At 44.2% G+C, this 25,805-nt stretch carries 23 protein-coding genes and 1 other RNA gene; 13 read left to right on the forward strand and 11 right to left on the reverse strand.

Annotated elements, in window-relative coordinates; translation table 11 throughout:
• Positions 1 to 61 precede the first annotated feature (61 nt).
• Genes ACK1U4_RS01110 through potA form a run of 4 tightly spaced genes read right to left on the reverse strand, consistent with a single transcriptional unit; the run spans position 62 to position 4,083 of the window.
• Complete coding sequence (locus tag ACK1U4_RS01110) at positions 62 to 1,207, reverse strand: ABC transporter substrate-binding protein (RefSeq protein ID WP_419399846.1); 1,146 nt, start codon at positions 1,205 to 1,207, stop codon at positions 62 to 64.
• 10 nt (positions 1,208 to 1,217) lie between these two features.
• Positions 1,218 to 2,009 carry a spermidine/putrescine ABC transporter permease PotC gene (gene potC, locus ACK1U4_RS01115; protein ID WP_419399847.1) on the reverse strand — a complete coding sequence of 264 codons (792 nt, stop codon included), beginning with the start codon at positions 2,007 to 2,009 and terminating at the stop codon, positions 1,218 to 1,220.
• A gap of 9 nt (positions 2,010 to 2,018) precedes the next feature.
• Entirely contained in the window at positions 2,019 to 2,939 is a 921-nt protein-coding gene (gene potB / locus ACK1U4_RS01120) for a spermidine/putrescine ABC transporter permease PotB (protein ID WP_419399848.1), read from the reverse strand.
• On the reverse strand, positions 2,932 to 4,083 hold the full coding sequence (potA, locus tag ACK1U4_RS01125; RefSeq protein ID WP_419399849.1) for a spermidine/putrescine ABC transporter ATP-binding protein PotA: 1,152 nt from the start codon (positions 4,081 to 4,083) through the stop codon (positions 2,932 to 2,934). The genes potB and potA overlap by 8 nt, the downstream gene beginning before the upstream one ends.
• 520 nt (positions 4,084 to 4,603) lie before the next feature.
• On the opposite strand from potA, the gene ACK1U4_RS01130 reads away from it, so the two are divergent.
• Entirely contained in the window at positions 4,604 to 5,239 is a 636-nt protein-coding gene (locus ACK1U4_RS01130; protein WP_419399850.1) for a carbonic anhydrase, read from the forward strand.
• 27 nt (positions 5,240 to 5,266) lie between these two features.
• Here the strand turns inward: ACK1U4_RS01130 and ACK1U4_RS01135 are convergent, their stop codons facing one another.
• A complete protein-coding gene (locus tag ACK1U4_RS01135) occupies positions 5,267 to 5,710 on the reverse strand; it encodes a hypothetical protein (protein ID WP_419399851.1) in 444 nt (147 codons plus the stop codon).
• 204 nt (positions 5,711 to 5,914) lie between these two features.
• Here ACK1U4_RS01135 and gloA point away from each other — a divergent pair, with 204 nt between their 5' ends.
• The gene (gene gloA / locus ACK1U4_RS01140) at positions 5,915 to 6,412 is read left to right on the forward strand and encodes a lactoylglutathione lyase (RefSeq protein ID WP_419399852.1); all 498 of its coding nucleotides are present in this window, start codon (positions 5,915 to 5,917) and stop codon (positions 6,410 to 6,412) included.
• Between the two features lie 179 nt (positions 6,413 to 6,591).
• Here gloA and hemF read toward each other — a convergent pair whose 3' ends face one another.
• Positions 6,592 to 7,596 (reverse strand): oxygen-dependent coproporphyrinogen oxidase, encoded by a 1,005-nt coding sequence (gene hemF / locus ACK1U4_RS01145; protein ID WP_419399853.1) that lies wholly within the window; start codon positions 7,594 to 7,596, stop codon positions 6,592 to 6,594.
• Between the two features lie 188 nt (positions 7,597 to 7,784).
• Here hemF and pdxH point away from each other — a divergent pair, with 188 nt between their 5' ends.
• From pdxH to ACK1U4_RS01190, 9 genes are all read left to right on the forward strand, one after another.
• Positions 7,785 to 8,444, forward strand: coding sequence for a pyridoxamine 5'-phosphate oxidase (pdxH, locus tag ACK1U4_RS01150; RefSeq protein WP_419399854.1), 660 nt, complete (start codon positions 7,785 to 7,787; stop codon positions 8,442 to 8,444).
• A 134-nt stretch (positions 8,445 to 8,578) separates the two neighbouring features.
• Entirely contained in the window at positions 8,579 to 9,478 is a 900-nt protein-coding gene (locus tag ACK1U4_RS01155) for a metallophosphoesterase (protein WP_419399855.1), read from the forward strand.
• A 314-nt stretch (positions 9,479 to 9,792) separates the two neighbouring features.
• Positions 9,793 to 10,581 carry a TatD family hydrolase gene (locus ACK1U4_RS01160; protein ID WP_419399856.1) on the forward strand — a complete coding sequence of 263 codons (789 nt, stop codon included), beginning with the start codon at positions 9,793 to 9,795 and terminating at the stop codon, positions 10,579 to 10,581.
• A gap of 90 nt (positions 10,582 to 10,671) precedes the next feature.
• Positions 10,672 to 11,325 carry a TetR/AcrR family transcriptional regulator gene (locus ACK1U4_RS01165; RefSeq protein ID WP_419399857.1) on the forward strand — a complete coding sequence of 218 codons (654 nt, stop codon included), beginning with the start codon at positions 10,672 to 10,674 and terminating at the stop codon, positions 11,323 to 11,325.
• A 12-nt stretch (positions 11,326 to 11,337) separates the two neighbouring features.
• Entirely contained in the window at positions 11,338 to 11,958 is a 621-nt protein-coding gene (locus ACK1U4_RS01170; RefSeq protein ID WP_419399858.1) for a type II secretion system protein, read from the forward strand.
• Positions 11,955 to 12,380, forward strand: coding sequence for a type II secretion system minor pseudopilin GspI (gene gspI / locus ACK1U4_RS01175; RefSeq protein WP_419399859.1), 426 nt, complete (start codon positions 11,955 to 11,957; stop codon positions 12,378 to 12,380). The genes ACK1U4_RS01170 and gspI overlap by 4 nt, the downstream gene beginning before the upstream one ends.
• 26 nt (positions 12,381 to 12,406) lie before the next feature.
• Positions 12,407 to 13,381 (forward strand): type II secretion system minor pseudopilin GspJ, encoded by a 975-nt coding sequence (gspJ, locus tag ACK1U4_RS01180; RefSeq protein WP_419399860.1) that lies wholly within the window; start codon positions 12,407 to 12,409, stop codon positions 13,379 to 13,381.
• Positions 13,381 to 14,574 (forward strand): type II secretion system minor pseudopilin GspK, encoded by a 1,194-nt coding sequence (gspK, locus tag ACK1U4_RS01185; protein ID WP_419399861.1) that lies wholly within the window; start codon positions 13,381 to 13,383, stop codon positions 14,572 to 14,574. The genes gspJ and gspK overlap by 1 nt, the downstream gene beginning before the upstream one ends.
• 149 nt (positions 14,575 to 14,723) lie before the next feature.
• Positions 14,724 to 16,025 carry an NCS2 family permease gene (locus ACK1U4_RS01190; protein WP_419399862.1) on the forward strand — a complete coding sequence of 434 codons (1,302 nt, stop codon included), beginning with the start codon at positions 14,724 to 14,726 and terminating at the stop codon, positions 16,023 to 16,025.
• A 6-nt stretch (positions 16,026 to 16,031) separates the two neighbouring features.
• Here the strand turns inward: ACK1U4_RS01190 and ssrS are convergent.
• A non-coding RNA gene (ssrS, locus tag ACK1U4_RS01195) (6S RNA) lies at positions 16,032 to 16,222 on the reverse strand.
• Positions 16,223 to 16,353: 131 nt separating this feature from the next.
• Between ssrS and gpmI the strand changes: the two genes are divergently transcribed.
• Both gpmI and ACK1U4_RS01205 read left to right on the forward strand, forming a co-directional pair.
• Positions 16,354 to 17,952: a 2,3-bisphosphoglycerate-independent phosphoglycerate mutase gene (gpmI, locus tag ACK1U4_RS01200; protein WP_419399863.1), complete on the forward strand. Its 1,599-nt coding sequence runs from the start codon at positions 16,354 to 16,356 to the stop codon at positions 17,950 to 17,952.
• Between the two features lie 127 nt (positions 17,953 to 18,079).
• A complete protein-coding gene (locus ACK1U4_RS01205; RefSeq protein ID WP_419399864.1) occupies positions 18,080 to 19,540 on the forward strand; it encodes a S41 family peptidase in 1,461 nt (486 codons plus the stop codon).
• Positions 19,541 to 19,593: 53 nt separating this feature from the next.
• Here the strand turns inward: ACK1U4_RS01205 and cysE are convergent, their stop codons facing one another.
• The 4 genes from cysE to dnaE all read right to left on the reverse strand — a co-directional run bounded on the left by cysE (position 19,594) and on the right by dnaE (position 25,734).
• Complete coding sequence (cysE, locus tag ACK1U4_RS01210; RefSeq protein ID WP_419399865.1) at positions 19,594 to 20,553, reverse strand: serine O-acetyltransferase; 960 nt, start codon at positions 20,551 to 20,553, stop codon at positions 19,594 to 19,596.
• Positions 20,554 to 20,638: 85 nt separating this feature from the next.
• Entirely contained in the window at positions 20,639 to 21,559 is a 921-nt protein-coding gene (locus ACK1U4_RS01215; protein ID WP_419421657.1) for an RNA methyltransferase, read from the reverse strand.
• Positions 21,560 to 21,569: 10 nt separating this feature from the next.
• Positions 21,570 to 21,905: an Hpt domain-containing protein gene (locus tag ACK1U4_RS01220; protein WP_419399867.1), complete on the reverse strand. Its 336-nt coding sequence runs from the start codon at positions 21,903 to 21,905 to the stop codon at positions 21,570 to 21,572.
• Between the two features lie 289 nt (positions 21,906 to 22,194).
• Complete coding sequence (gene dnaE / locus ACK1U4_RS01225) at positions 22,195 to 25,734, reverse strand: DNA polymerase III subunit alpha (RefSeq protein WP_419399868.1); 3,540 nt, start codon at positions 25,732 to 25,734, stop codon at positions 22,195 to 22,197.
• Positions 25,735 to 25,805 lie beyond the last annotated feature (71 nt).

Below are 25,805 nucleotides of genomic sequence, written 5' to 3' on the forward strand. Positions count from 1 at the left end.
TTATTTTCTTTTTTAAACACTTTTTTGACATGATATGCAGTGGCTTAAGCCTGTTAAACCACTACATATCTACTTTTAGCCTATCCCAGTATTGCTGATACAAAGCCATCGTATCATCGCCGACATCCTCACGAAAGCGAGCGTGTTTCAGCAATTCAGCAGGCGGATACACAATCGGATTGTTCGCCAATTCTGGAGGCATTTCTTTTTTGGCAGCTTCATTTGGTGAGCCGTAGCCAATTTCCTCACTAATCATAGCGGCGTATTTTGGACGCAAAATAAAATCAATAAACTTATAGGCATTGTCAAGATTTTTGGCATTTTTTGGGATGACCATATTATCCATCCACATAATCGCCCCTTCTTTGGGATAAACAAAGTCCAGCTCTGGCATCCCTTGGTCTTGTGCCATGATGACCTCGCCATTCCATGCCAAGCCTAGGTAGGTTTCCCCCTCCATGAAGGGCATCCGAGGGGCATCTGAGTTGAAAGTTCGCACATTCGGCATCAGTTTGGTGAGTTTTTCATATGCCTGTTTGATATGGGCTGGGTCTTTGGTGCTACCGTTGTAGCCAAGCGTTAGCAAGCTCATGGTAAACACATCACGTAAGTCATTCATCAGCATGACTCGCCCTTCAAATTCTGGCTTCCATAGGTCATTCCACGAACTAAGAATGGCTTTGTCAATGCGTTGGGTATTCACAGCAATGCCTGATGACCCCCACAGATACGGAATACTGTGTTCATTGTTAGGGTCAAAAGGGGCATTGATAAAGGTGCTTGCCAAATTGCCAAAGTTGCTTAATTTGGCATGGTCGAGTTTTTCGAGCATCCCTTCTTTTCGCATTTTATCGACAAAATCCGTTCCAGGGAACGCCACATCATAATCGCCACTGCCATTCATGAGTTTTAATTTGGCATACATGGCTTCGTTTGAGTCAAAGGTGCTATAGATGACCTCAATGCCTGTTTCGGCAGTGAAGTCTTTTAACGCTTGCTCCGAGATGTACTCAGTCCAGTTATATACATTGACGACTTTACCGCCTTTTGTAGTTGGGGCGACAGCACTTGCCTCGCTTGCGGTAGTTGCAGTGGTTGTGTCTTTTTGACAGCCTGTTAAGCTACTTGCCAAGCCACCAGTCAGCACCGCACCACCCAAGCCCAAGCCATAACCCAAAAAACGTCTTCTATTTATCATGTTTACCATGTATTACTCCTTAACGTTTTTCAGTTGGGGCATTTTTTGCCAATAATAATTGAGAAATCACCAAACCCACCAGTGAAATCGCCAATAAAATCGTACCGACAGCATTGACTTCAGGTTTGACCCCGACACGTACCATCGAATAAATTTTTAGTGGAAGAATCTCAAAGTCAGGGCCAGTGTTAAAGGTCGAAACCACCACATCATCGAGCGATAGGGTAAAGGCAAGTACCCAACCTGCCAAAATCGCAGGCAAAATAATTGGCACAAGTACGGTGCGAATCATGGTAAATTCACTTGCTCCCAAGTCCCTTGCTGCTTCTAGTACACGGTTATCAAGACTGGTCAAACGAGCGGACACGGTAATCACTACAAAGGGTAAACAAAAGGTAATATGAGCGATTAACAGCGTCACAAACCCTAATTGAATACCCAATACCAAAAATAATGCCAATAGGGAAATCGCCAGCACAATTTCAGGCGACATCATCAGTACAAATAATAGGCTTTGTAAAACCGACTTGCCCTTAAAATCATAGCGTTGCAAAGATAATGCGGTCAGTCCACCAATCACTGTGGTAATGGTCGCAGCCACCACTGCTAATAGCACTGAGTTAATGGCGGATTGTATCATCCCTGCATTATCAAACAGTTCACTATACCAGTGGGTGCTAAAACCACCCCAACTATAGCCGACTTTTGAGGTATTAAACGAGAACGCCACCATCACCGCAATCGGGGCAAACATAATCAAATACATCAGGGTCAAATACAGGCGAGATAGCCATTTCATTGAGTTGCTCATATCGCCTCCTTATGCTACTTCATTATAATCGGTTTTGCCGATACGCTTGCTACTGGCTCGATACGCCATAATCAGCACTGCCATCGCCACGGTCAACAGCACACTGGCTGCCGCTCCGAAAGGCCAATCTCGTGCGTCCAAAAATTGCGACTTGATGATATTACCGACCAATAAGTTACGAGAACCGCCCAAGATATCAGCGACATAAAACATTCCCATCGCAGGCAATAGCACCAATAGCACGCCAGAGATAATGCCGGGGGTGGTCAAGGGTAAAACAATATGCCAAAATGTCTGATATTTGTTCGCCCCCAAGTCTTTGGAAGCTAGGACATAATCCTCACGCAAATCAACAAACACCGCATATAAAGGCAATACCATAAACGGAAATAGCAGATAGACTAGACCGCCAATGACGGCTTTTTGGGTATAAAGAATTTGCAACGGCTCATCAATTAGCCCAATGCCAATAAGTGCCGAGCTTAACAAGCCATTCGCCGCCATAATCAGCTTCACCGCATATAGACGCACCAGTGAGTTTGTCCAAAACGGAATTACCAATAATAGCATGAGTAGCGATTGCCATTTTTTACTGGCTTTACTGATAAACCACGCAAACGGATAACCCAGTAATAGGCAAATAAGTGTGGTAATCCCTGCCATGCTAAGTGAATGCAAAAATACCTTGAGGTACAATGGGTCAATAAAACGTAAATAATTCTCAAGCGTGACAGGTAATTTTAGAAATTTATCTTCATCACGGGTCAAGAAACTGGCAATAATCACCAATAAATTTGGCAATAACGCAAAAATAATTAACCATGCCCAAATTACAAACAAAGTGGCTCGCTGAAAGGTACGCCCTGCTTGTTTGGTGGCTGGTGGGGTAGTAGCTACAGTATGGGTCGGAGGGGTGGCTGAATTATTCATCTGGCAAAATCCACTCCCAACCATCAACCCAATCAACACGCACTTCTTGACCGAGTTTGTAATTAAAATTTGGGTCGTCTTCGTTAAAGTATTCGGACGTTCTGACCATATTGCCATTTTTTAGACGAATTACCGAGTCTAGCGTACTGCCTTTATAGCTACTATCGACCACATTACCAATCAAGCCATCATGTCCCTCGTAGGTATAATAGATACGGATATCTTCTGGGCGAAGTAATAAATTCACGGTTTGACCGACTTGTACATCAAATTTTGGTCGAGGCAAATCACGCACAGGATGATAACCGTGAACTTGCTCAGTCACTTCCACCTTGATGGTTTTATCAGATACGCCCAACACTCTGGCTTTGAATAAGTTAGTTTCGCCAATAAAGTTAGCAGTAAATAAGTTGGCAGGACTTTCATAAATGCCAATCGGTGTATCAATCTGTTGAAATACACCACTCTTCATCACCGCAATACGGTCAGACATCGACAAGGCTTCTTCTTGGTCGTGGGTCACGAACACAAAAGTAATGCCGATTTCACGTTGTAAGCGTTTGAGTTCTGACTGCATTTGCACCCGCATTTTGGCATCAAGGGCGGACAACGGCTCGTCTAATAACAGCATCTTTGGGCGATTGACTACGGCACGAGCGATAGCAATGCGTTGTTGTTGACCACCTGACAAGTCTTGTGGACGGCGGTTGATGGTGTGTTCTAGTTGCACCATTGCTAAGGCTTCACGCACACGTTGGTCGATTTCGGCTTTTGGTACTTTTTTGAGCTTTAAGCCATAGGCAATATTGTCATACACATTCATGTGCGGAAACAGGGCGTACTGCTGAAACACGGTGTTAATCGGGCGTTGCTCGGCAGGCAGGTTAGCGATATCCACCCCATCAAGGTGCATACTACCACCATTTGGCATCTCAAAGCCCCCAATCAAGCGTAATAGCGTGGTTTTACCACAGCCAGACGGCCCTAATAAGGTCAAAAATTCCCCATCATAGATATCAAGGTTGATATCATTTAGGATTTTGGTATCGCCATAGGCTTTGGAAATGTGACGGATTTGCAGTAGGGTTTTGGGTTTGTTTGCCGAGGTATTTGGCAGGACAGGAGTGTTTGGCGTTGCAGACATAGGCACGGTCTCTTGAGCAAGGCTCACGTCAAAGGGGCTGATGTTAAATACGCACACACAAGGTTAAGTCGCAACGAAAGATTTTAACCGCCCTTTTGCCCCTAGCGATTCATCCTTTTGCTAGAGATTGTCGTGTCCGTATGGTTCTTTTGGGTGTTGTCACCTTTTTATCAATTGAGTGATATATCACGTTTGATTAACACTACGGTTAAACTTTTAGTCAAGTATAACGCTTCATGTTAAAAAATGTAACCGTTTTTTGTCAGAAAAAAACATTTATTTCACCCCAAAAATCGTTACAATACCAATAGCTTAATTAGACCTTTTTTTAAACTGTAGAAATTCATTAAAAATCTTAATTTAACCCCTCCCTAGCCCTCCCCTTGTCAAGGGAGGGAACGGTTCTCCCCCTGCGAAGGGGGAGTTAGAGGGGGTTCTAAAGGAGGCTGTTTTAATTCAGTATTTCAAACCGTATCAGATTATTTAAAACGTGACTTTAAAATAGGACAAGGAAATCACCATGCCAAACACGCAACGCCCAGAAACCGCCCAGCAAGCCCTACAACTGCTTAAAGACGGTAATCAACGCTTTGTTGAAAGTGTTAAAAATCCTGATGCCACACTCTTAGCAAGCAATGCTTTGACCCAAGTGCATGACCCTTTTGCGATTATTTTGGGCTGTTCGGACGCACGAGTCCCTGCTGAAATCGTATTTGACCAAGGGTTAGGGGATTTGTTCGTAATTCGGGTAGCGGGTAATGTGGTCGCTCCCTCACAGATTGGCTCAGTTGAGTTTGCTACCGAGAAATTTGGTACAAAATTGGTTGTGGTGTTAGGACATTCGCATTGTGGGGCAGTGACCGCTTGTGTTGAAACACTCATTAACCCAGACCAACAATTTTCGCCAAATTTACGCTCGATTGTTGACCGTATCCGCCCAAGCGTGTACAACTTGCACGAAATTTATACTGCCAATGGGGATGATATGGATGCTGATGAGTTGGTGGAGAGAGGCATTAAAGCCAACGTACGTATGTCAGTGAGTCAACTGCAACATGGCTCACGTATTTTGGAAGATGCTGTCGATAGCGGACAATTGATGATTATCGGTGCGGTATACGACCTAGAAACAGGATTGGTGAATTTTTTTGATTAACAAACTCATTCCTAATCCTTGTGACCATTAATTAAACTGCCCAGACGCAAGCTTTAAAACAGGGTCAATATCATGGTCATCATTTGCAACAGCTTGTGCCTTGGCAATCTTTGGTGTTGATAATGGGCGAGGCTTATTGATATCTTGGGCAATGTCCTTGTTTGTATTTTTCTTAAGTGTGGCTTGATATTGTTGCAAGATACTATTATCAAACCGCAATTCTGGCAGTTCGTAATGGTATTTGATAAGGTTAAGAGCAATTAAGCGGGGGGTGTTAACTTGGGGAAAAATCCGCTCATAACGTTCAATCAAATATACCAAATCATTCTCATTATAGGTGCTTTGTTGTTGGTAAGTTTGAATTAATTGAAAAAAATCCAATTCATCAGTGGTAATCTGGTGGGTGGCGATGATATTAGGGCTAAGGTAAGGAACAATACATGTAAATTGTGAAATGGTACAAAGAATCATGGTTTATCCCCTAAGTGGTCATCTGTTTATCAGATTAATAGCACCGTTAATCGACATTGTTAACGTATACAATAGCGAAATTCCTTATAAAATACAACAAAAAAACACCCTATCTTATTGTTATTTTTTATGGTTTTTCGATAAAATTCAATAAATTTCTTGATGTTGTTTTAATTTCAATTTTTCGATTTAGGTATATTCATCATGTCGCACACCTTAACCTCCACCCAAAATTTCACCTTTAACCACACCATGCTTCGTGTTAAAGACCCCCAAATATCGCTTAAGTTTTATCAAGATATTTTGGGCATGACCTTATTGCATAAAAAATCTTACCCAAATGCTGAATTTGATTTATATTTTTTGGCAAAATTGACCGATAGCGAACTGGCAAATTTACCCACCGATGAAGCCAAACGTGCTGAATTTACCTTTAGTCAGCGTGGTATTTTGGAATTGACCCATAATTACGGCACAGAAAATCAAGCAGATTTTAGCTATCATAATGGCAACAGCGACCCTAGAGGCTTTGGGCATATTTGCTTTAGCGTGCCAAACCTTGAGCAAGCGGTGGCATGGTTTGACCAAAATCATGTGACATTCCAAAAACGCCCAGAAGACGGCAGTATGAAAAATATCGCCTTTATCAAAGACCCAGACGGTTATTGGATTGAAATTGTCCAAGCGAATTTGATGGCATAGTATAGTTGTTTAACTTAGCAATAGAACAGGTTTTGTAGGGGCGTAATGCTTACGCCCAACTTACACACGATATTTTTGCGTAAGTCCCATAAAGGCAAGGTGCGTCATACGCACCAATTAACGATATTGATTTTGAATGGTGCGTGAAACCCACCTTACGGCTATTAATTTATTTAAAATCATATATTTATAAATGATTTAGACAAGTTTAGCCAATCTGTCGGTTTTAGATAAAAATCCGTCAATTCAAATTCTGGCGTTCCCTCAAGCGGTTCATAGCGGTATTGCCACCCAGTCAGCGGTGGCAAACTCACCAAAATCGACTCAATTCGCCCATTCGACTGTAGCCCAAACAACGTCCCACGGTCATACACCAAATTATACTCGACATAGCGACCACGGCGATAAAGCTGAAAATCACGTTGGGCTTGGGTGTAGGGCGTGTGTTTGCGTTTGTCAAAAATTGGCAAAATCCCATCGAGATAGCCATTACCCACCGCCTGCATAAAGGCAAAGCATTTATCAAAATCCCAACCCATGCTCGACTCATTGACATCATCATAAAACAAGCCACCAATGCCTCGCTGTTCTTGGCGATGCGGTAGATAAAAATACTCATCGCACCATGTTTTAAACTTAGGATACACCGCCTCGCCAAAAGGCTGGCATAAATCATGGCATACTTGATGCCAATGTACGCAGTCTTCGACCACAGGATAAAATGGGGTCAAATCAAAACCACCACCAAACCACCAAATCGGCTCACAGCCGTCCTTTTCGGCGATAAATAGTCGGACATTGGCATGACTGGTCGGGACGTTGGGGTTTTTGGGATGTACCACGAGTGACACGCCCAAGGCTTGAGCTTGACGACCTGCCAATTCGGGATGGCGAGCCGTGGCAGTTGGGGGTAGGTGATTGATAAAAATATGGCTAAACATCACGCCTGCTTTTTCGATGACTTCACCACCTTGCATCACGCACGAGCGACCACCGCCCATGTTTTGATTTGAGCCTTGTTCGCTTGGGCGTTCCCACTCGTCAATCAGAAATTTGCTAGCCGTTGCTCCGTCTATGCCACCAGATTGTTCTTGGGCTTCGAGGGCTTGGCAAATGCGAGTTTGTAAGTCTAATAAAAACGTGCGGACGGCTTGGATATTGGGGCTTAGGGCGGTATTTGGCATGGGTTTTCTCAAAACAATATTTGGCTTAGTAAAAATTTTATTGAATCATACTTTGTAGATTGTCTTGGTTATTATAATGGAGGGGGAGGCGAAAAGCTCAAAAATTTTGCAAAACAGCCTAAAAGTATAGTAGCATGAGGTTGATAAAACGCCACAATTGACTTAAATTTAAATATAGGACGACTATTATGAGTATTGATTTTACCAGTCAACGTCTATCGTATGAACAAGGTGAATTGACCGAACAAGATTTGCCAAATACCCCTTATCCATTATTGCAAACATGGGTCGAGCAAGCCGTGAATGAAAAAGTTGGCGAAGCTTATGCGTTTTATCTTGCCACGTGTGGGCGTGATAATCAGCCCAGTGTGCGTACCTTGCTGATGCGTGAAATTGTCGAACTAGCCAATGACGGCGTGGGCTTGGTGTTTTATACCAATTATGACAGTGCCAAAGGTAGTGATATCGCCAGTAATCCACAAGCCGAAGCCTTATTTTTTTGGGCAAGCCTTGAGCGTCAAGTGCGAATCACAGGGGCGTTACGCAAGGTCAGCCGAGAACAGTCCGAAACCTACTACCACCAACGCCCACGAGATAGCCAAATCGGTGCTTGGGTCAGCGAACCACAAAGTGGCGTGGTAGCAAGCCGTGAAGCCATGACCGCCAAATTTGAGCAACTCACCTCAGAATTTGAAGGCAAAGATATCCCATTGCCTGAGTTTTGGGGTGGCTATGAATTGGTCGCAGAAAAAATCGAATTTTGGCAAGGGCGAGCCAACCGTATGCACGACCGCATTGTGTACTCATTAGCGGATGGTGCATGGGTGATGGAACGGTTACTGCCATAAATTATACGATGCTGGAAGGATAGATTGTTACCCCAATCTATCCACGATTTCATCAATTTTCCATCTTAATCATAATTTTATTCTGCTAAAATTTGGGCGTTTGTGATTCGTTAATGGTTAAAAATGATGGTTAAATGATGACATTATCTTGGCAAAAACTTAAAAAACCGCTACTAAAACGCCTTATCGCTTTGATATTACTGGTATTGGTGAGCTTGTACTTTTTTATACTAAAAGAAGTGCATTACACCATCCATGCACCCCAGTTTAGCCAATCCGCTAATCAACAAAAGCAAGCATTTAAAATTGCGTTACTCACCGATTTGCATGGTTGTTATTATGGTGAAAATCAACATACCATTGTCGATAAATTAAAAGCCAATCACCCAGATGTGATTTTATTGGGCGGTGATATTTATGATGATGACGTGGCGTTTACCCATACCGATATCTTGCTGTCGCAACTCTCCGCCATTGCACCGACTTATTATGTCGATGGTAACCATGAATGGTGGCTTCCCAGTGGGCAACGCCTTGATACCCTAAAACGTATTTCAAGCTATGGCATTACCCCAATTATGGGAAAACAAGTCCCAATCGCCAATACCAATATTGTGCTTTTTGGGCTGTCCGACCCTGATAGTGGCACGTTTGATAGCGAGCTGAAACTGTTGGGTAGTCAAGCGAAAGCTGAAAGCGTCAATGTGTTGCTATCGCACCGTCCAGAGCGGATAGATGAATATAAACAGTATCCGTTTGATTTGGTGTTGTCGGGTCATGCTCATGGCGGTCAATGGCGGATTCCGTATCTGATGAATGGGTTAATCGCCCCTAATCAAGGGTTATTTCCCAAGTATGCAGGGGGTGAGTATGCGTTTGAGGGGATATTTAACAATACAAATGCTAACGGGACAAATGCTAAACAGGCGAAAACCACGCATTTAATCGTCAGCCGAGGGCTGGCGAGGGAAAGTACCAAAGTGCCACGCTTTTTTAATCATCCAGAGTTGGTGTTTATTGATGTGAGTAAGTAGCTTTAATACGAAATAACCTTGATACATTTAATATCAAAAACTAGAAAGCCAAACCAATGGCTCGCAGATTCAGACTTTTTATTTGCTGGTAAGTAAGAACGTTAAAAATTTTTAAAAATATCATGTGTAGGTATATTTTCGTGCAATGACTTCTTTTAACCGTTAGGTTGCATCAATTATATCTAGAGTGTTAGCATATAAAATTCTCAGCCCAGAGTTATGCACTATTAATTTAATAGGTTTTTTTGTCTAACTATTTGTATAACGATATTTTTTAAATAGAAAATATTATTAAAAACAGGTATTTATCCATAATGTTCACCGACACCCACGCCCATATTAATCGCCTCGACCTCACCCATCATGGCGATATTCGCACCGCCCTACAATCCGCCAAAGATGCCAACGTGCATCGCATCATGGCGATTATGTGTGACTTTGACGAATACGCACCGATTGGCGAGCTTATCAAGACCGACATTGACGGCTTGACCCTCGGTATGAGTGCAGGGATTCACCCTTGCCAAGACGTGATTCATCAAGACCCACGCCAAATTACTACTGAGAATTTGGTCGAGCTTGCCAGTCCAAGCCATGTGTGGGCGATTGGGGAAACAGGCTTGGATTATTACTGGTCACAAGATTTTATCAATGAGCAAAAACGCAGTTTTGCCGAGCATATCCACGCCAGCCAAACCCTCAAAAAACCCATCATCGTGCATACTCGCAATGCCCGAGCCGACACCATTGATGTGCTAAAAGCCGAACAAGCCGAGCATGGCATTATCCATTGTTTTACCGAGGATTATGACACCGCCAAAAAAGCCTTGGATTTGGGCTTTTATATCTCATTGTCGGGGATTGTTACCTTTAAGACCGCTACCGAATTGCAAGACGTTGCAAAAAAACTGCCGATTGACCGTATTCTTATCGAAACCGACAGCCCATACCTTGCCCCTGTGCCAAAGCGTGGCAAGCCCAATGAACCTGCCTTTGTACCGTATGTGGCGGACTTTTTGGCAAAATTATACGGCTTGCCGATTGAGCAATTTGCCAAACAAACCGATGAAAATTTTAATCAGCTATTAAGCCAATATCAATAATCGTTAAAAGTGATTGGCAATGACTAAACGGTCATGTATGATATGGCAAAATGAACTGGCAAGTTTAAAGTTTTGTGATTGGAGTGATTGATGAGTCGTCAACAGCAGTTTAAGCATCGTGAAGAAACTATCTTAGCCGTTGCCGAACAGTTATTACTGGATTCTGGCGAAGGTGATATCACGTTGGATAATCTAGCGGAACAACTTGACCTTGCCAAAGGCACGCTGTACAAGCATTTTGCCAGTAAAGATGAGCTGTTTTTACGTATTATCATCCGCCATGAAGAGCATTTATTGGCAGTGAGTTTGATTGATGATGAGATTTCGGCAGGGGTGTCACGGTTTATTTTATGTCATTTGTTAAACCCACAAAAAGCCATGTTACTCAACCAAATCGAGGAACGCCTTGCCAGTTCAAGCGTAGGGCTAAATAAGCTATTTTCTCAATTGTATGATATTCGCCGTGAACGCATGAAGCGAGTGATTGCCTTGACCACCCATTATCTGCAATCGCAAAATAGTTGCTTGAGTACCAGAGATTATTTGGCGACCATTTGGGCGATGGGGCAGGGTGGGGCAGGCTTGCTGAATTCGAGTTTTTATCAACGTTATTTGGGCAGGCGAGATACGCTTCGCTTGGCGTTGGTGCAACAGATTTTGGATATCCCAAAGCAGTACCCAAAAGGCAGAACCGAAGGGATGTTTGGGCATTTGCCGTATGAGGGTATGCCTCCAGAGGTTTAAGTAAAAGAATTTATGCCATCATTTGCCCCTATCACCAAAAAACCGCCTCATCAACACGGCTTTACCCTTGTGGAAATCATGGTGGTGATTGTGATTATGACGATTTTTGCAGGCATGATGACCTTATCGGTGAGTGGTAGTGATAATCGTAAAAATATGGCTTTTTATGAACATTTACAAAGTAATTTAACCCATATTCGGTTATTAGCCAGTGAGCAAATGCAACCCTACGGACTGGCGATTAAACTGGCACAAGGCGATAACCCTAGCCAATTGATGGTGGTTAAACTTACCAATGCCAATTCATCCAATCCCACAAACAGCACGACTACTAATACCAAACCCACCGCCCCCAGTTGGCAACTCGAAAAGCAAATACCACCCCTTGATGTGCCAAATAATATCACTGTCAATATTCAAACACTTGATACGATGAATAATATGCTGATAAATCAACAAGCTCCGAATTGGCTTGTGGGTAATCAAGCACCGCCTGTGGTATGGTTTGGGACAGGGGAAGCCACGCCTGTGCAGATTAGCTTACAAAAGACCAATCCTAACGATAGCACGGTTTACCCGATTGGACAGCCCATCATTATTAATCAATTTGGGGCAGTGGAGTTGGCAAAATGAACCATGTGATTGCCAAGCATTTTGCAAATTTACCGAACCAACAACGAGGCTTTACCTTAATTGAGGTGATGGTGGCATTGGCGATTTTGGCAGTGGTTGCTGTGTCCGCCAGTCAAGCCAGTCGTAGCTATGTGCAGTCAGTCGGTAATATGAAGCAACGCAGTTTGGCGTATTTTGTCGCCCAAAATACCTTGGCGGATTTACGTATTCAGCAAACGTGGTTGACCGCTTCCGAAACTCGCCAAGCCCAAATGGGCGGTCAAGCGTGGCAAGTGACCATTGCCCCTAGTGAGTTGGTAGGGCTAGGTTCGGATACGCTAAAAAAAGTCGAGATACAAGTCGCCCCTGTGACCCAAGGCAATGTTGGGCATTCGATTGTTAGTTTGGAAGGGACGATTCGTAAAATGGATAACCAACATTAACCACGCATAAGAGCCGTACCCACACGATGCCACCACATTTTCACCCAGCTTTACCTAGCCATTTACGTCAGCCCCAACAAGGCTTTACCTTGATTGAGCTATTGGTGGCGTTGATGATTTTTGCGATGTTGGCAATGGCAGGGTGGCAAATTATGGATAGCTTGAATAAAGCCAGTGACCAAGCCAAACGCCAAATTGCCCAATTAAGCGAGCTTGAATACGCCTATTTACAGCTTTCGCAAGATTTTGCCCAAGTCAATAATTACGTGGTGATGCCTGTGGGGGTGAGTTTATCTGCCAATGCCACGCAGTCACAACAGCCACAAGCCATCCCCCCCAATCTTGCCCCAACCTTTAGCCTAAACGCACAGCAAGTGGACTTTGTGCGGTTTGCCAGTCCAGACCCACGGCTCAATCCGCCTCCCACTTTGGCGAAAATTCGCTATGTGGTGATGGATGGTAAACTGGTGAAACAGCGATTTTATCAATTGCATCCCAATGCCAATAATGCCAATCAAGAAACCCCTAGTCAAAGCGTGGTGCTAAATGCGGTGGAAAATCTGCAATGGACGGCATTAACGCCAGAGCCTGTCAGTCGTTTTCCAGACCCAAAAACCTTGCAACAAGCCCAAGCCACGGCGAATAACAATAATAATAACAGTGCGACTGCGACAGCCAATACTAACACCAATCAAAATACCGCCAGTACGGTGGCAAGTTTGGATTTGACCCCTTATCAACAACTACCCAAAGGCGTGGCGGTGAGTTTTACTTACCAAGGTCAGCCGATTACATGGCAATTTGCCTTGCCGAGCCAAGCCCCTCAATTAGGGCAACTTGCACAAACCAATTCATCACAAAGCAATCAAGGCTCATCATCAAACACCCAAAATCAATTGTCCAATGGTACAAATAATACCAATAATTCAGCCAATCTTAATAACAGTGCCAATACGAATACGAACATTCAGCCCACTGGCTCACCACAGAGGGACGATTGATGAAAGAATTTGATAAAAAAGTATCTATGCCAACACAGCAGGGTATGGCATTATTGACGATTTTATTATTGGTGGTGGCAATTACCATCATCGCAGGCAGTATGCTTGCCAGCCAAAAGGTCATGCTCCGCCAATATGAATTGACCAAAAATCAAGGGCAAATGTACGAATATGCGTTGGCAGGCGAGGCAATCGCCATTGAGTTGATTGATAAAGATAGCCAAATCAACCAAACCGACAGCGTGCAAGACGCTTGGGCAAAGCCGATTCCCAGTCATCCTGTGACAGGTGGTGCGGTGCAAGTGCAAATTCGTGACCAAGCCAGTCTTTTTAATATCAATAACTTATACCATGATGGTAAGGTGGATAAACAGGCGTTGGCATTTTTTCAAGCCTTATTGCAAAGCCACGATATCGAGCCGAATGTGGCATTTGCCGTGCTAGACTGGCAAGACCCTGACAGCGACCCCACGCCAGAAGGTGGGGCAGAGGCGGATTATTACCAAAGCACAGGCAAACCCATGCCAATAGCGATTGCCAATCAGCCATTTTTGGCGGTGGACGAACTGGTGTATGTGCGAGGAATGGATAAACAAAAATTGGCAAAGATAAAACCCCTGCTGACAGCTTTGCCGTTTTTTGTGCCGATGAATGTCAATACCGTTCAGCCATCGCTACTGAGCATTTTGCCGATGGTTAGCCCAGCTAAAGAAAATGCCAATAATAGCAATAATGCTCATACGGATAACAATGGCAATTCACAAAATGGCTCAAATGCCAATCCTAACGGCACGCCTAATGCCAACAATGCTCAAAATAATAATTCAAATAACAACTCAAACAATCATGCCCCAAACAGCATGCTAGATATGAGCCAGTTGGCAAGTTGGGCGAGTAAACGTTCGACTGCCATGCCAGTGCAAAGCCTTGATGAATTTTGGCAACAGCCTGTGTTTGCCAGTATCAGCGGTCAACAACAAGCAGTCAATGGTTTATTGGCGGTGGATAGCCGAGTATTTGAATCGGTGGTGGCGGTGAAAGTTGACGATAAAAGCCGTTATTTGGTTAGCCAAATTGCCAAAATCCCTGCATCCAATGCCAATAATGGGTTAAATAATCCCACCAACTCAGTGACGCATAATGGACAGGTACAAGCCTTTAATCGGCGGTTTTTGGCGGTAAGGCCTGAGTAATTTGTGACTTTGAGGGTATATTTTTTAGAATATTTTTTTGTAAAATAATGTAAAATAGGCGTTTTTTTATAAGTTTACCCAAGAATGATGGTGCTTACGCCATTATTTTTCTCAAGTTTTATCCAAGTTGTTAATTTAGGGCAGTGATTATGGATGCTTTGAAACGCTATTTTGGTATTGATGATGTCAATACTACTGTTAAAACCGAATTTTTGGCAGGTTTAACCACTTTTTTGACCATGGCTTATATTATTTTTGTCAATCCAGATATGTTGGCAAAAGCAGGCATGGATAAAGGAGCGGTATTTGTCGCTACTTGTTTGGCTTCTGCGATTGGTTGTTTTTTGATGGGCTTTATCGCTCGTTTACCAGTTGCCCTTGCCCCTGGTATGGGACTCAATGCCTTTTTTACTTTCTCTGTGGTATTGGGCATGGGAAAAAGCTGGCAAGTGGCATTGGGTGCGGTATTTATCTCAGGTTTGTTGTTTGTCGCCATCAGTGCCTTTAAGCTTCGAGAATGGCTGATTAATTCAATTCCTTATACACTCAAGCAAGGTATTGTGGCTGGGATTGGAGCATTTTTGGCATTTATTGCCCTAAAAAGTTCCGAAATCATTGTCGCCAGCCCTGCTACTTTTGTGACAATGGGAGATTTGACCAGTTTTGCCCCTGCGATGGCGATTTTGAGTTTCTTTTTGATTGTGGTATTTGTTCAGCGGAAAGTCCCTGCAGCTGTGATGTTATCAATTTTGATTATCACTGTGATTAGTTTGTTGTTTGGGCAAACGCATTATACAGGGCTTATTTCTGCACCGCCGTCAATCGCTCCCACTTTTATGCAATTGGATATTGCTGGGGCATTGGATGTGGGGATGGTCAGTGTGATTTTTGCCTTTTTATTTGTGGTATTGTTTGACACCTCAGGCACACTGATTGGCGTGACCAAAAAAGCAGGTTTAATGAAAGCGGATGGTAACATCCCAAATTTGGGTAAAGCTTTGTTTGCTGATTCAACGGCAGCGGTAGCAGGTTCGTTGTTGGGTACATCATCCGTTACCAGTTATGTTGAGAGTACCGCAGGCGTGGCGGCAGGTGGACGCACAGGTTTGACCGCTATTGTCGTTGGTGTGTTGTTTTTATTGGCATTGTTTTTTGCACCACTGGCAGGCATGATTCCTGCGTATGCCACGGCAGGGGCAATTTTTTATGTTGCGGTATTGATGCTATTTACCTTGCGTGAGGTAGATTGGGACGATTTGACCGAAGCGTCACCTGTGGCAGTGGTTTTATTATTAACACCATTGACATTTTCGATTGCAGATGGGATTGCGTTGGGATTTATCACGTATACGCTTGCCAAACTTGTGAGTGGTCGCCATCGTGAAGTTAGCCCAGCTGTGTGGGTGTTGACGGTGATTTTATTGGCAAAATTTGTGTTTTTGGGGCACTAACATCAGAAGGTATCCAGAGTATCGCTGTCAATGTGAACCCATGAACTGTAACGTTCAGGGTGGGTATGGCAACCACTCTTAAGGTTTCCTGATACACCCAAAGGTGCAGGCATACACAACAAGCGGAAAGAACGCATACCCTAAGGTAAATTATCAGCTCAGGTAATAACATCAACTGGCGAATACCCCAGATAAGGATATTTTAGCAGTTTTTGCCAGTCATTGCAAAAACTGCATCAAAACCCAGTGTATTGAGCATAAAAAGCTATGCTATAATCGACCGATATTTTGTGGAATTCGTCATTGTTTGTTAACCAAAGGTTTTATCATGTCAATTGCTACTACTACCAACAAAAAAATCCCCCATGTCTTAATGATTCTTGACGGTTTTGGACATCGAGAAGACCCTCGTGACAATGCCATCGCCAATGCCAACACCCCAAATCTTGATAAAATCTACCAACACTTTCCGCATGGGCTGATTTCTGCCTCGCATCAAGACGTTGGCTTGCCAGATGGTCAATTTGGTAATTCAGAAGTCGGACACATGAATTTGGGAGCAGGGCGTGTGGTGTTCCAAGATTCCACTCGTATTCACAATGCTATTCGTGATAAGGATTTTTTTAGCAATGAAGCCTTGGTGGGAGCGGTGCAATCTGCCAAAGCCGAAGGCGGTCACGTGCATATCATGGGGTTATTATCGGATGGTGGTGTGCATTCGCATCAAGACCATTTGGTCGCTATGTGTGAATTGGCATTGCAACAAGGGGTCAAATCCGTATTTGTGCATGCGTTTTTGGATGGGCGTGATACCCCACCGAAAAGCTCAGATACTTTTATTGCTGATTTTGAACAAAGTATTGCAAGCCTTAATGCCCAATATACTGGCAAGGTATATTTGGTAAGCCTAATTGGACGCTATTTTGCGATGGATAGGGACAAGCGTTGGGAACGTGTACAAAAAGCCTATGAGCTGATGACCCAAGCCAAAGCCACCAATGTAGTCGATTCTGCGATGCAGGGTATTGAGCAAGCGTATGCCGATGACAAATCCGATGAATTTGTCGAACCAACATGGGTTCGTTATGTTGATAAACCTGCTGATTTTGGTACAATCAATGACCATGATAGCTTGATATTTATGAACTTTCGTGCTGACCGAGCCAGAGAAATTTCGCAAGCATTTTTATTGGCGGATTTTGCAGGCTTTGAGCGTCAAAAAACCCCAAAACTTGCCAGTTTTGTCTGTTTGACCAAATTTTCCGATGAAATTGAAGCCCATCCATTGACCCAAACTGCTTTTGATGCCAAAGAGATGGTCAATACTTTGGGTGAATATTTACAAAATTTGGGCAAAACCCAACTTCGTATTGCCGAAACCGAAAAATATGCTCATGTTACATTTTTCTTTAGTGGTGGGCGTGAGGCGGAATACCAAGGTGAACAGCGTATTTTAGTCAATTCACCCCAAGTCGCCACGTATGATTTACAGCCCGAAATGAGTGCGTTTGAAGTCACCGAAAAGCTCAAACAAGCGATTGATTCGGGGGAATATGATGTGTTGATTGTCAACTATGCCAATGGCGACATGGTGGGACATACAGGGAAATTTGAAGCAGCCGTGAAAGCGGTGGAAACCTTGGATACTTGTGTGCAAGTGATTGTCGATACGGTACTTGCCAATCATGGACATTTGCTGATTACGGCTGACCACGGTAATGTTGAACAAATGCAAGACTATGAAAGTGGGCAAGTGCATACTCAGCACACCACCGAGCTTGTACCATTGATTTATGTCAATGAAAATGCCACGCCAGCCATGCAGGTGCGTGAAGGTGGTAAATTGGCAGACATCGCCCCAACATTGTTGGCATTAATGCAACTGCCACAGCCAAGCGAAATGACAGGGCAGAATTTATTGGTTTGATAGTATTGGATGGTATCGTTATGTAAATTATAAGACAAGTTTTGTAGGGGCGTATTGCATACGCCCATAATTTCAAACGGTTATCTTTGATTTACTTAACTATAAAAACAAAAAAGGCAGAAAGACAATGCGTACGCCCCCTTTTAGATTGCAATCTGACAACCGTCCTAAGCTTCATTTAGGGATTCGCTTGATGTTGATGCTTGCCCCTCAAGCCTTCACGACCGTTGCAATGGGGGCGAGCTTGCCAAATAAGCCCACCGCATTGCTGCTTGATTCTACCATTACGCAAGTGATGGCGAATAACCATCAACCAATGAGCGAGCATCCCAATAACAGCGAAGCTGAAGATGATGGCGGTGAAGTGGATATTGGCAATGATATGCCACTGCCGACCACTGAATCTCCCACGCCAAACCCAGTACCAACCCCAACCACCCCACAAACACCTACAGTCGACTTACCGCCTGTTGCCCCCAACATTGCCCAAGTACCACTCGGAGCAGTATCACCCCAAACCGTGGCAAAATTTGTCAAACTCATTGATGTCGTGCGTCAAGAATATGTCAATGAAGTTGATGATGAGGATTTATTTGCCAATGCTATGATGGGGACATTGACTGCCTTAGACCCCTATTCGGAATATTTGGATAAGACAGCATTTGAGAATTTACGCCTATTTACCGAGGGGGATATTGGTAGTATTGGGGTAAAAGTCAGCTACCATGATGATGTCAAAGCGTGGGTATTTGATGAAGTGTTAGCCAATTCCCCTGCGTCACAGCGAGGGATTAGCCAAGGCAATTACTTGCATCAAATCAATGATAACAAACTGACCGATGAGCAGACCCAACAAGATGTTAATCAATTATTATCTGGTATTGCAGGCACGCAAGTCAAACTGGTGGTATCCGATGTCGGACGGCGTAAGCACAATGTATTGGTACAACGCACACTGGTCGAGCAACAAACCATGAATGCCCGTGTGATGCGAGGCATTGCAGTGGTACAAATTCCTGTGTTTCAAAATACCACCAAGCAACAAGTTTTGACCGCCTTATCTGCTTTGCGTCAGCCATTTCATGCCATTGTATTGGATGTCCGCAACAATCCAGGGGGTGTGCTATCGGCCGCCAATGATGTTGCCAGTTTATTTATGGCAAATAAACCTGTGGTGCAAGTAAAAAATCGCCAAGGCTTACAAGAATTAATCAAAACCCAAGATAATCCGCAGTTTGCCAATATTCCGCTTGCAATACTACAAAACCGCTATTCTGCTTCTGCCTCTGAAGTGCTAGCCAGTAGCTTGCAAGAAAATAACCGTGCCAAAATCTATGGCGAAACCAGCTATGGCAAAGGCTCAATCCAAAGTATCATTCCGCTCAATGATAATGAAGCGGTCAAACTTACCGTGGCTCATTACTACTCTGGACTGGGTAAAAAAATTGATGGGGTTGGCGTCAAGTCCGATTATCCCCTTGCCAATACGGAATTATACTGGGAAAATGATGTGGTCAATCACCTGCAACAAAGCGTGCCAACCGCTCAATATCGGTTTGAACCAAGCCCTGCGACTCAAGCGTTTTAATCGTATTTTTAATCTCCCCCAACTCCCTCTTTGCGAAAGAGGGGGCTATCTACCTAATACTCATCTTCTGAATAAAACCGTGGGTCAATGGCATCTAAATCAGCAATTCGCAATTTAGCATACTGTTTTTTGCAGAAGTTGGGGTCAAGCCTACACATGGCAGTTTGTAATTCATCAAGGCGAGCTTCGGACTGGCGAATATGCTCAAGCATTTTGACAAAGGTCACTGCAACAGGGTCTTGGGTATTGGGGTCGATGCCGTATTGGTGAAATCCCCCTGCTTGCTCAAGTTGGGTTTTGCTGGCTTCTTGACAATCTGATGATGCCTTGGTGGTTGAAGTGTTAGTTAGATGGGTTGTATTATCGTTATTTTGAGCCAAATCGTTGGCATTATTTGTCGTATTAGCCGATTTATTATGGGTATTATCAGGCTCTAATTCGTGAACCAAGGCTTTATCGTGAATCATTCTTGCTGCACTACCAACCATGGTCGCCCCAGCAGGAACTTCCTTAACCACCACCGCATTTGAGCCGATTTTGGCATATTTCCCCACAGTAAAACCGCCCAATACCTTTGCCCCAGCTCCCACCACGACACCATCTTCGAGGGTGGGGTGACGTTTGCCCTCATTGAGCGACACGCCCCCCAAGGTCACGCCGTGATATAAAGTCACATCATCGCCAATTTCCGCAGTTTCCCCAATCACCACCCCCATACCGTGGTCAATAAAAAAACGTCTGCCAATTTTGGCGGCAGGGTGAATCTCAATGCCTGTCAAAAAACGGTTGCCAAATGACACCATGCGAGCCATGCCTTTTTGGTCATGTTGCCACATTTGATGGGCGACTCGGTGCATTAACAACGCATGAACACCCGGATAGGTCAATAAAACCTCAAGGGTGTTGCGAGCGGCAGGGTCACGTTCAAATACGGCTTGTAGGTCTTCTTGTAGTTCCAATTTGATGCGAGCAAAACGTTGGGGGAGTTGGCGAATGGTGCGAGTGATTGACATAAAGATTCCTCAACGCAAAAGTGTATAGATGCTAAAACCGCTATGATATCACGATTGTTGGGGTGGGGAAAATAGTCAATGAGGGCTACTTTAGTTTAGCTAGCAAGGCTTTTAGCAGTTGGTATTCTTTGACATCAAGCTGTAACCGCCCAAATAGACGGCTGATGCGTTGGGGCATCATTTTGGATTGGCTGGGATTATAGAGTGACACGTGCTGTAATAGCTGTAAAAAATGATTTTCCAAATCCACTTGTTGGGCATGGGTGATGGCAGGTTCGTCCCATTGTTGGCGTTGGGGGAGGGCGATGCTATGCCAGTTGGCATCAGATTCTTGAGTGGGTTGGGTAGGCTGGATAGGCGGTAAGTCGCTATCAGCTTTGATATTGATATTTAACAGTCTTTCTTCTGCCACTTCATACCAAATACTGGCAATCACTTGCACGGCGGCTGCCACATTTAGCACAGGGTAGGCAGGATTGGCAGGAATTTGAATGTGAAAATTAGCAAGTTGCAATTCTTCGTTGGTCAGCCCTCGGTCTTCACGCCCAAATACCAAAGCGACCTTTGGTAAAAAAGATGATGACTGTTGGTCAGTGGCTTGTTGTTTGGTGTGTGGTGGGTGAATATCTTGATTATGTGTGGCTTGTTGAATAAACTGCAGAAAATTATCAATGGCAAAATGGGATGCTTGACGAGGGGTCATCACAGGTTTGGGAATATGGCGTTGACGGCTACTGGTCGCCATGACCCAATGGCAGTCAGCAATCGCAAGCTCAAGGCTATCGACAAGGGTCACATTGTCCAAAATATCTCTTGCCCCAGCCGAATAGACATAGGCATCCTCATCAATTGGACGTTTGGGATTGACCACCACCAAATCACTCAGCCCCATGGTGTGCATGGCACGAGCGGTTGAGCCAATATTGGCAGGCAAGGTGGTATTCACCATGACAATGCGGATATTTGCCAAAAATGTGGTGAGCATCGCTGAGGTGTCGGACATCATGGGCATCAAATTAAGCAATCAAACTGGTAATTTGGGCATTGACCGCACGGCATTCAGTGACAATTTCATCAATCAATTGTTGGTGTTTTTTGATTTGATTACCACGGCAAATTTCTTGTAATTGGTAGCACATTTCGGTAAGGTTAGTCGCACCAAGGTTTGAGCTTGCTCCTTTAAGGCTGTGAGAAGCCTCATAGCCAAGGCGATTGTCATCGGTGTCAAAGGCGGTTTGCATTTCGGTCAGACGTTTTTCACTGTCCTGCATATAGGTTGTGATTAAATCGACAAAATCATCTTCCAATAATTCTTTCAGCTCTTCAAATTGGGGAATACTAATATGGCTCATCAAAATATCCTTTTATTAAAAAACACAGATTGTCATAAATAATTAACTCATACACATAATATTTACTAAAATAATCATTATAACTTAGTTTTGCCGTAATTTTAATGGTTAATTAAACAAATTTTAATGATTTCGTTGAATATGAAATTATTAGGATTTACGCATTTCCCAATCGTAGGTTGGGTAGAGCTTGCGATACCCAACAATTTGAATGGTTTAGGTTGGGTGTCATTCTTCCACCCAACCTACAAATGGCATTTTTGCGTAAGTCTTAATTATGTAAGTCCTATTAAGAAAACTGCCAATGTATGGCATCATTACCCACCCAGTTTCGCAGTTGTTCCAGTGTGGCTTCGTCTGGGGTGATTTGCCAATGCGGTGGCATATTAATATTGGCAATCGCCTCATCCGTATACACACATAGCTGTAAAGGCACGCCCAATTTTTGTGGTTCGTTGCCGTCTGACGTTGGGTCTTGGTCAAGTGGGTCATTGACAGGCTCAAACGCTTGCGGTTCAGTGGTGACGATTAAGCCTTCTAAACGTTGCAATAAATTCATGTCATCGCCAGCGATTTTGACTGAGATTTTTTTTAGCCAACGTTTACGAGCATCTGTTAAAGTTAAGACATTGATTAATGTGCCGTACAGTTGCCCTTCACGTTCGGACACTTTGCCTTGAATGATGACCACGGTTTCAAGTTTTAGTTTGTCTTTGACACGAGCAAAACGCTCCGCATAACAGCTCACCTCAATACGCCCTGTGCCATCATCAAGGCGAATCACCGAACGATTACCAAAATTGGCAACATCCATGATAAGCCCAGAAAAATATGCGGTATCGCCATATTTGGTTTCGCTTAAATTGGCGAGGTTGTTGGGGGTGTAGCGTTTGAGTTCGGCTCGATAGGTGTCAATCGGATGCCCTGTCAAAAATAGCCCCAAGGTGTCTTTTTCGCCTTTAAGCCGTTCGGCATCTGACCAAATTGGCGTATGGGGCAGTGGCGGTGGGGCGGTGACTTCGGCAATCTCAGCAAACATATCCACCATGCCGAGATTGTCATTTTGGCGTTGTTGTTCGGCAGCTTGCACGGCTTTAGGTAGCTCTGCCATCAACGCCCCACGAATGTCAAAGCCTCGGTCATCGGACAAATCGCTTCGTAAAGTGCTGGCAAAGGTGTCAAAACAGCCTGATTTTATTAAGGCTTCAAGGGTGCGTTTATTGACTTTTCGTGTGTCCACTCGTTGACAAAAATCATATAAATCGGTGAAATTTCCCCCTGTTTGGCGAGCTTCTACGATGGATTCGACCGCCCCTTCGCCCACGCCTTTGATACCGCCCAAGCCATATACGATGGTTTTTTTATCTTTTGGTACAAATTGCCAATTGGAATGATTAACACAAGGGTTTTCGACTGTTAATCCAAAATTTTCTCGGCAATCATTGATTAAAAACACCACGCTATCCGTATTATTCATGTCCGAGGTGATGACCGCCGCCATAAATTCACTGGGGTAATAATGCTTCAAATACGCAGTTTGATACGCCAACACACCGTAGGCAGCCGAGTGGGATTTGTTAAAACCGTAGCCTGCGAATTTTTCCATCAAGTCAAATACGCCACCTGCCAGCCCTGCGTCAATGCCTTGACCAATCGCCCCATCGACAAAGGTAGTGCGTTGCTTTGCCATTTCTTCGGGTTTTTTCTTACCCATCGCACGGCGTAGCATATCCGCCCCACCAAGGCTATAGCCTGCCATGGCTTGCGAAATTTGCATCACCTGCTCTTGATACACGATAACGCCATAGGTATTTTCAAGAATCGGCTCAAGGCGTTCATGGTCATACGCCACCACCTCACGCCCATGTTTGCGGTCAATGTACATATCCACCATCCCAGCATCGAGCGGGCCGGGGCGGTACAAGGCACACATGGCAATCACGTCTTCGATATTGGTGGGTTTGAGCTTGGCAAGGTATTTTTTCATCCCTGTACTTTCTAGCTGAAACACCGCCGTGGTATGAGCGTCTTGAAGTAATTTATAGGCATTTTTATCATCAAGGGGTAGGGTTTCTAAATCCAGTGGCGGTTCGCCCTCTTTGGCACGTCTGGCATTGATATTTTTGACCGCCGCATGAATCACGGTCAAATTTCGCAAGCCCAAAAAGTCAAACTTGACCAAACCGACCGCTTCTACGTCATCTTTATCAAACTGGCTGACTCGATGTCCTTCATCATCGCAATAAATTGCACTAAAGTCGGCAATACGATTGGGGGCAATTAGCACGCCCCCTGCGTGTTTACCCACATTGCGAGTGATACCTTCAAGTTTGACCGCCATTTCCCAAATTTCGTTGGCATCGTCATAGTCCATATTGTCTGGATTATGGAGTAAATCATTGAGTTGAGGCTCTTGTTCCACCGCTTCGGCTAGTGAAATACCGGGGGTTTTGGGAATTAATTTAGAAATTTTATCCGCCAAACCATACGATTTACCCTGTACCCTTGCCACGTCACGCACCACGGCTTTGGCCGCCATCGTACCAAAGGTAATAATCTGCGATACCGCTTCACGACCGTATTTTTGGGCGACATACTCAATGACACGGTCACGCCCCTCAATACAAAAATCCACGTCAAAGTCAGGCATCGACACACGTTCTGGGTTCAAAAACCGCTCAAACAGCAAATCATACGCCAAAGGGTCAAGGTCAGTGATATTCAGCGAATACGCCACCAACGAACCCGCCCCAGAACCACGCCCCGGCCCGACAGGCACATCATTGGCTTTTGCCCAGCGGATAAAATCCATCACAATTAAAAAGTAACCCGGAAAGCCCATCTGCAAAATGGTATTAATCTCAAACTCAAGACGTTCATTATAAGGCTTGCGGATATCTGCCCAATTATCGCCACGTTTGGCTGGTGGATACAGTTTTTCCAAGCGTCTTTCTAAGCCCTCTTGCGAGGTACGCCGAAAAAACGTTTCGATGGTATCGCCCTCTGGAATCGGAAATTCTGGCAACACGTTAATCCCAAGGGTCAAAATCACGTTACAACGCTTGGCAAGCTCCAACGTATTGTCAATGACCGCAGGCATATCACTAAATAGCTCAGTCATCTGTTGTTGGGTTTTAAGGTGTTGTTCAGCGGAGTAATTTTTGGGGCGAGTCGGGTCAGCAAGCACTTGCGAATTGGCAATGCACACCCTTGCTTCATGTGCCTCAAAGTCGTCTTTGGTCAAAAATCGTACATCATTATGGGCGATAATCGGCACATGATATTGCTGGGATAAGCGAATGGCTTGCTCAATAAAACGGTCTTCATTGGGGCGGTGGGTGCGTTTGATTGCCAAATACACACGGTCGCCAAACACGGCTTGCCACTCATTTAGCAACTCATCGGCACGCTCGACATGACCAGATAGCATGGCTTGCCCCACGTCTGATTTTTCGGTAAAAAGTACAATCACGCCTGTGGCACGCTCAAAAATCCACTCACGGCGAATGATGGGTTTGCCCAATACTTGCCCATCAGTAAAGCCCAATGACACGATATTGGTTAAGTTCTGATAGCCTTCTTGGGTACTGGCAAGCAAAGTCACCGTGGTGCTGTCATTGTCCAAATACACTTCAGAGCCGATAATCGGCTTGACCCCTGCATCAAGGCAGGCTTTGTAAAATTTTACCGTGGCATATAGATTGGATAAATCGGTCAACGCAAGGGCAAGCTGTCCGTCTTTACTGGCGGTTTTTACCAATGATTTGATACGGATAATCGAGTCGGTAATGGAAAATTCGCTGTGAATACCAAAATGTACAAATGCCATGCGTTGCCTTTTTTATACCTAATTTATAAAGGCGTATTATACTATGTTTTGGGGTGGGTTTTGATAAAAGT

This window comes from Moraxella sp. TY6, from assembly GCF_048551375.1.
Taxonomy (GTDB): domain Bacteria; phylum Pseudomonadota; class Gammaproteobacteria; order Pseudomonadales; family Moraxellaceae; genus Faucicola.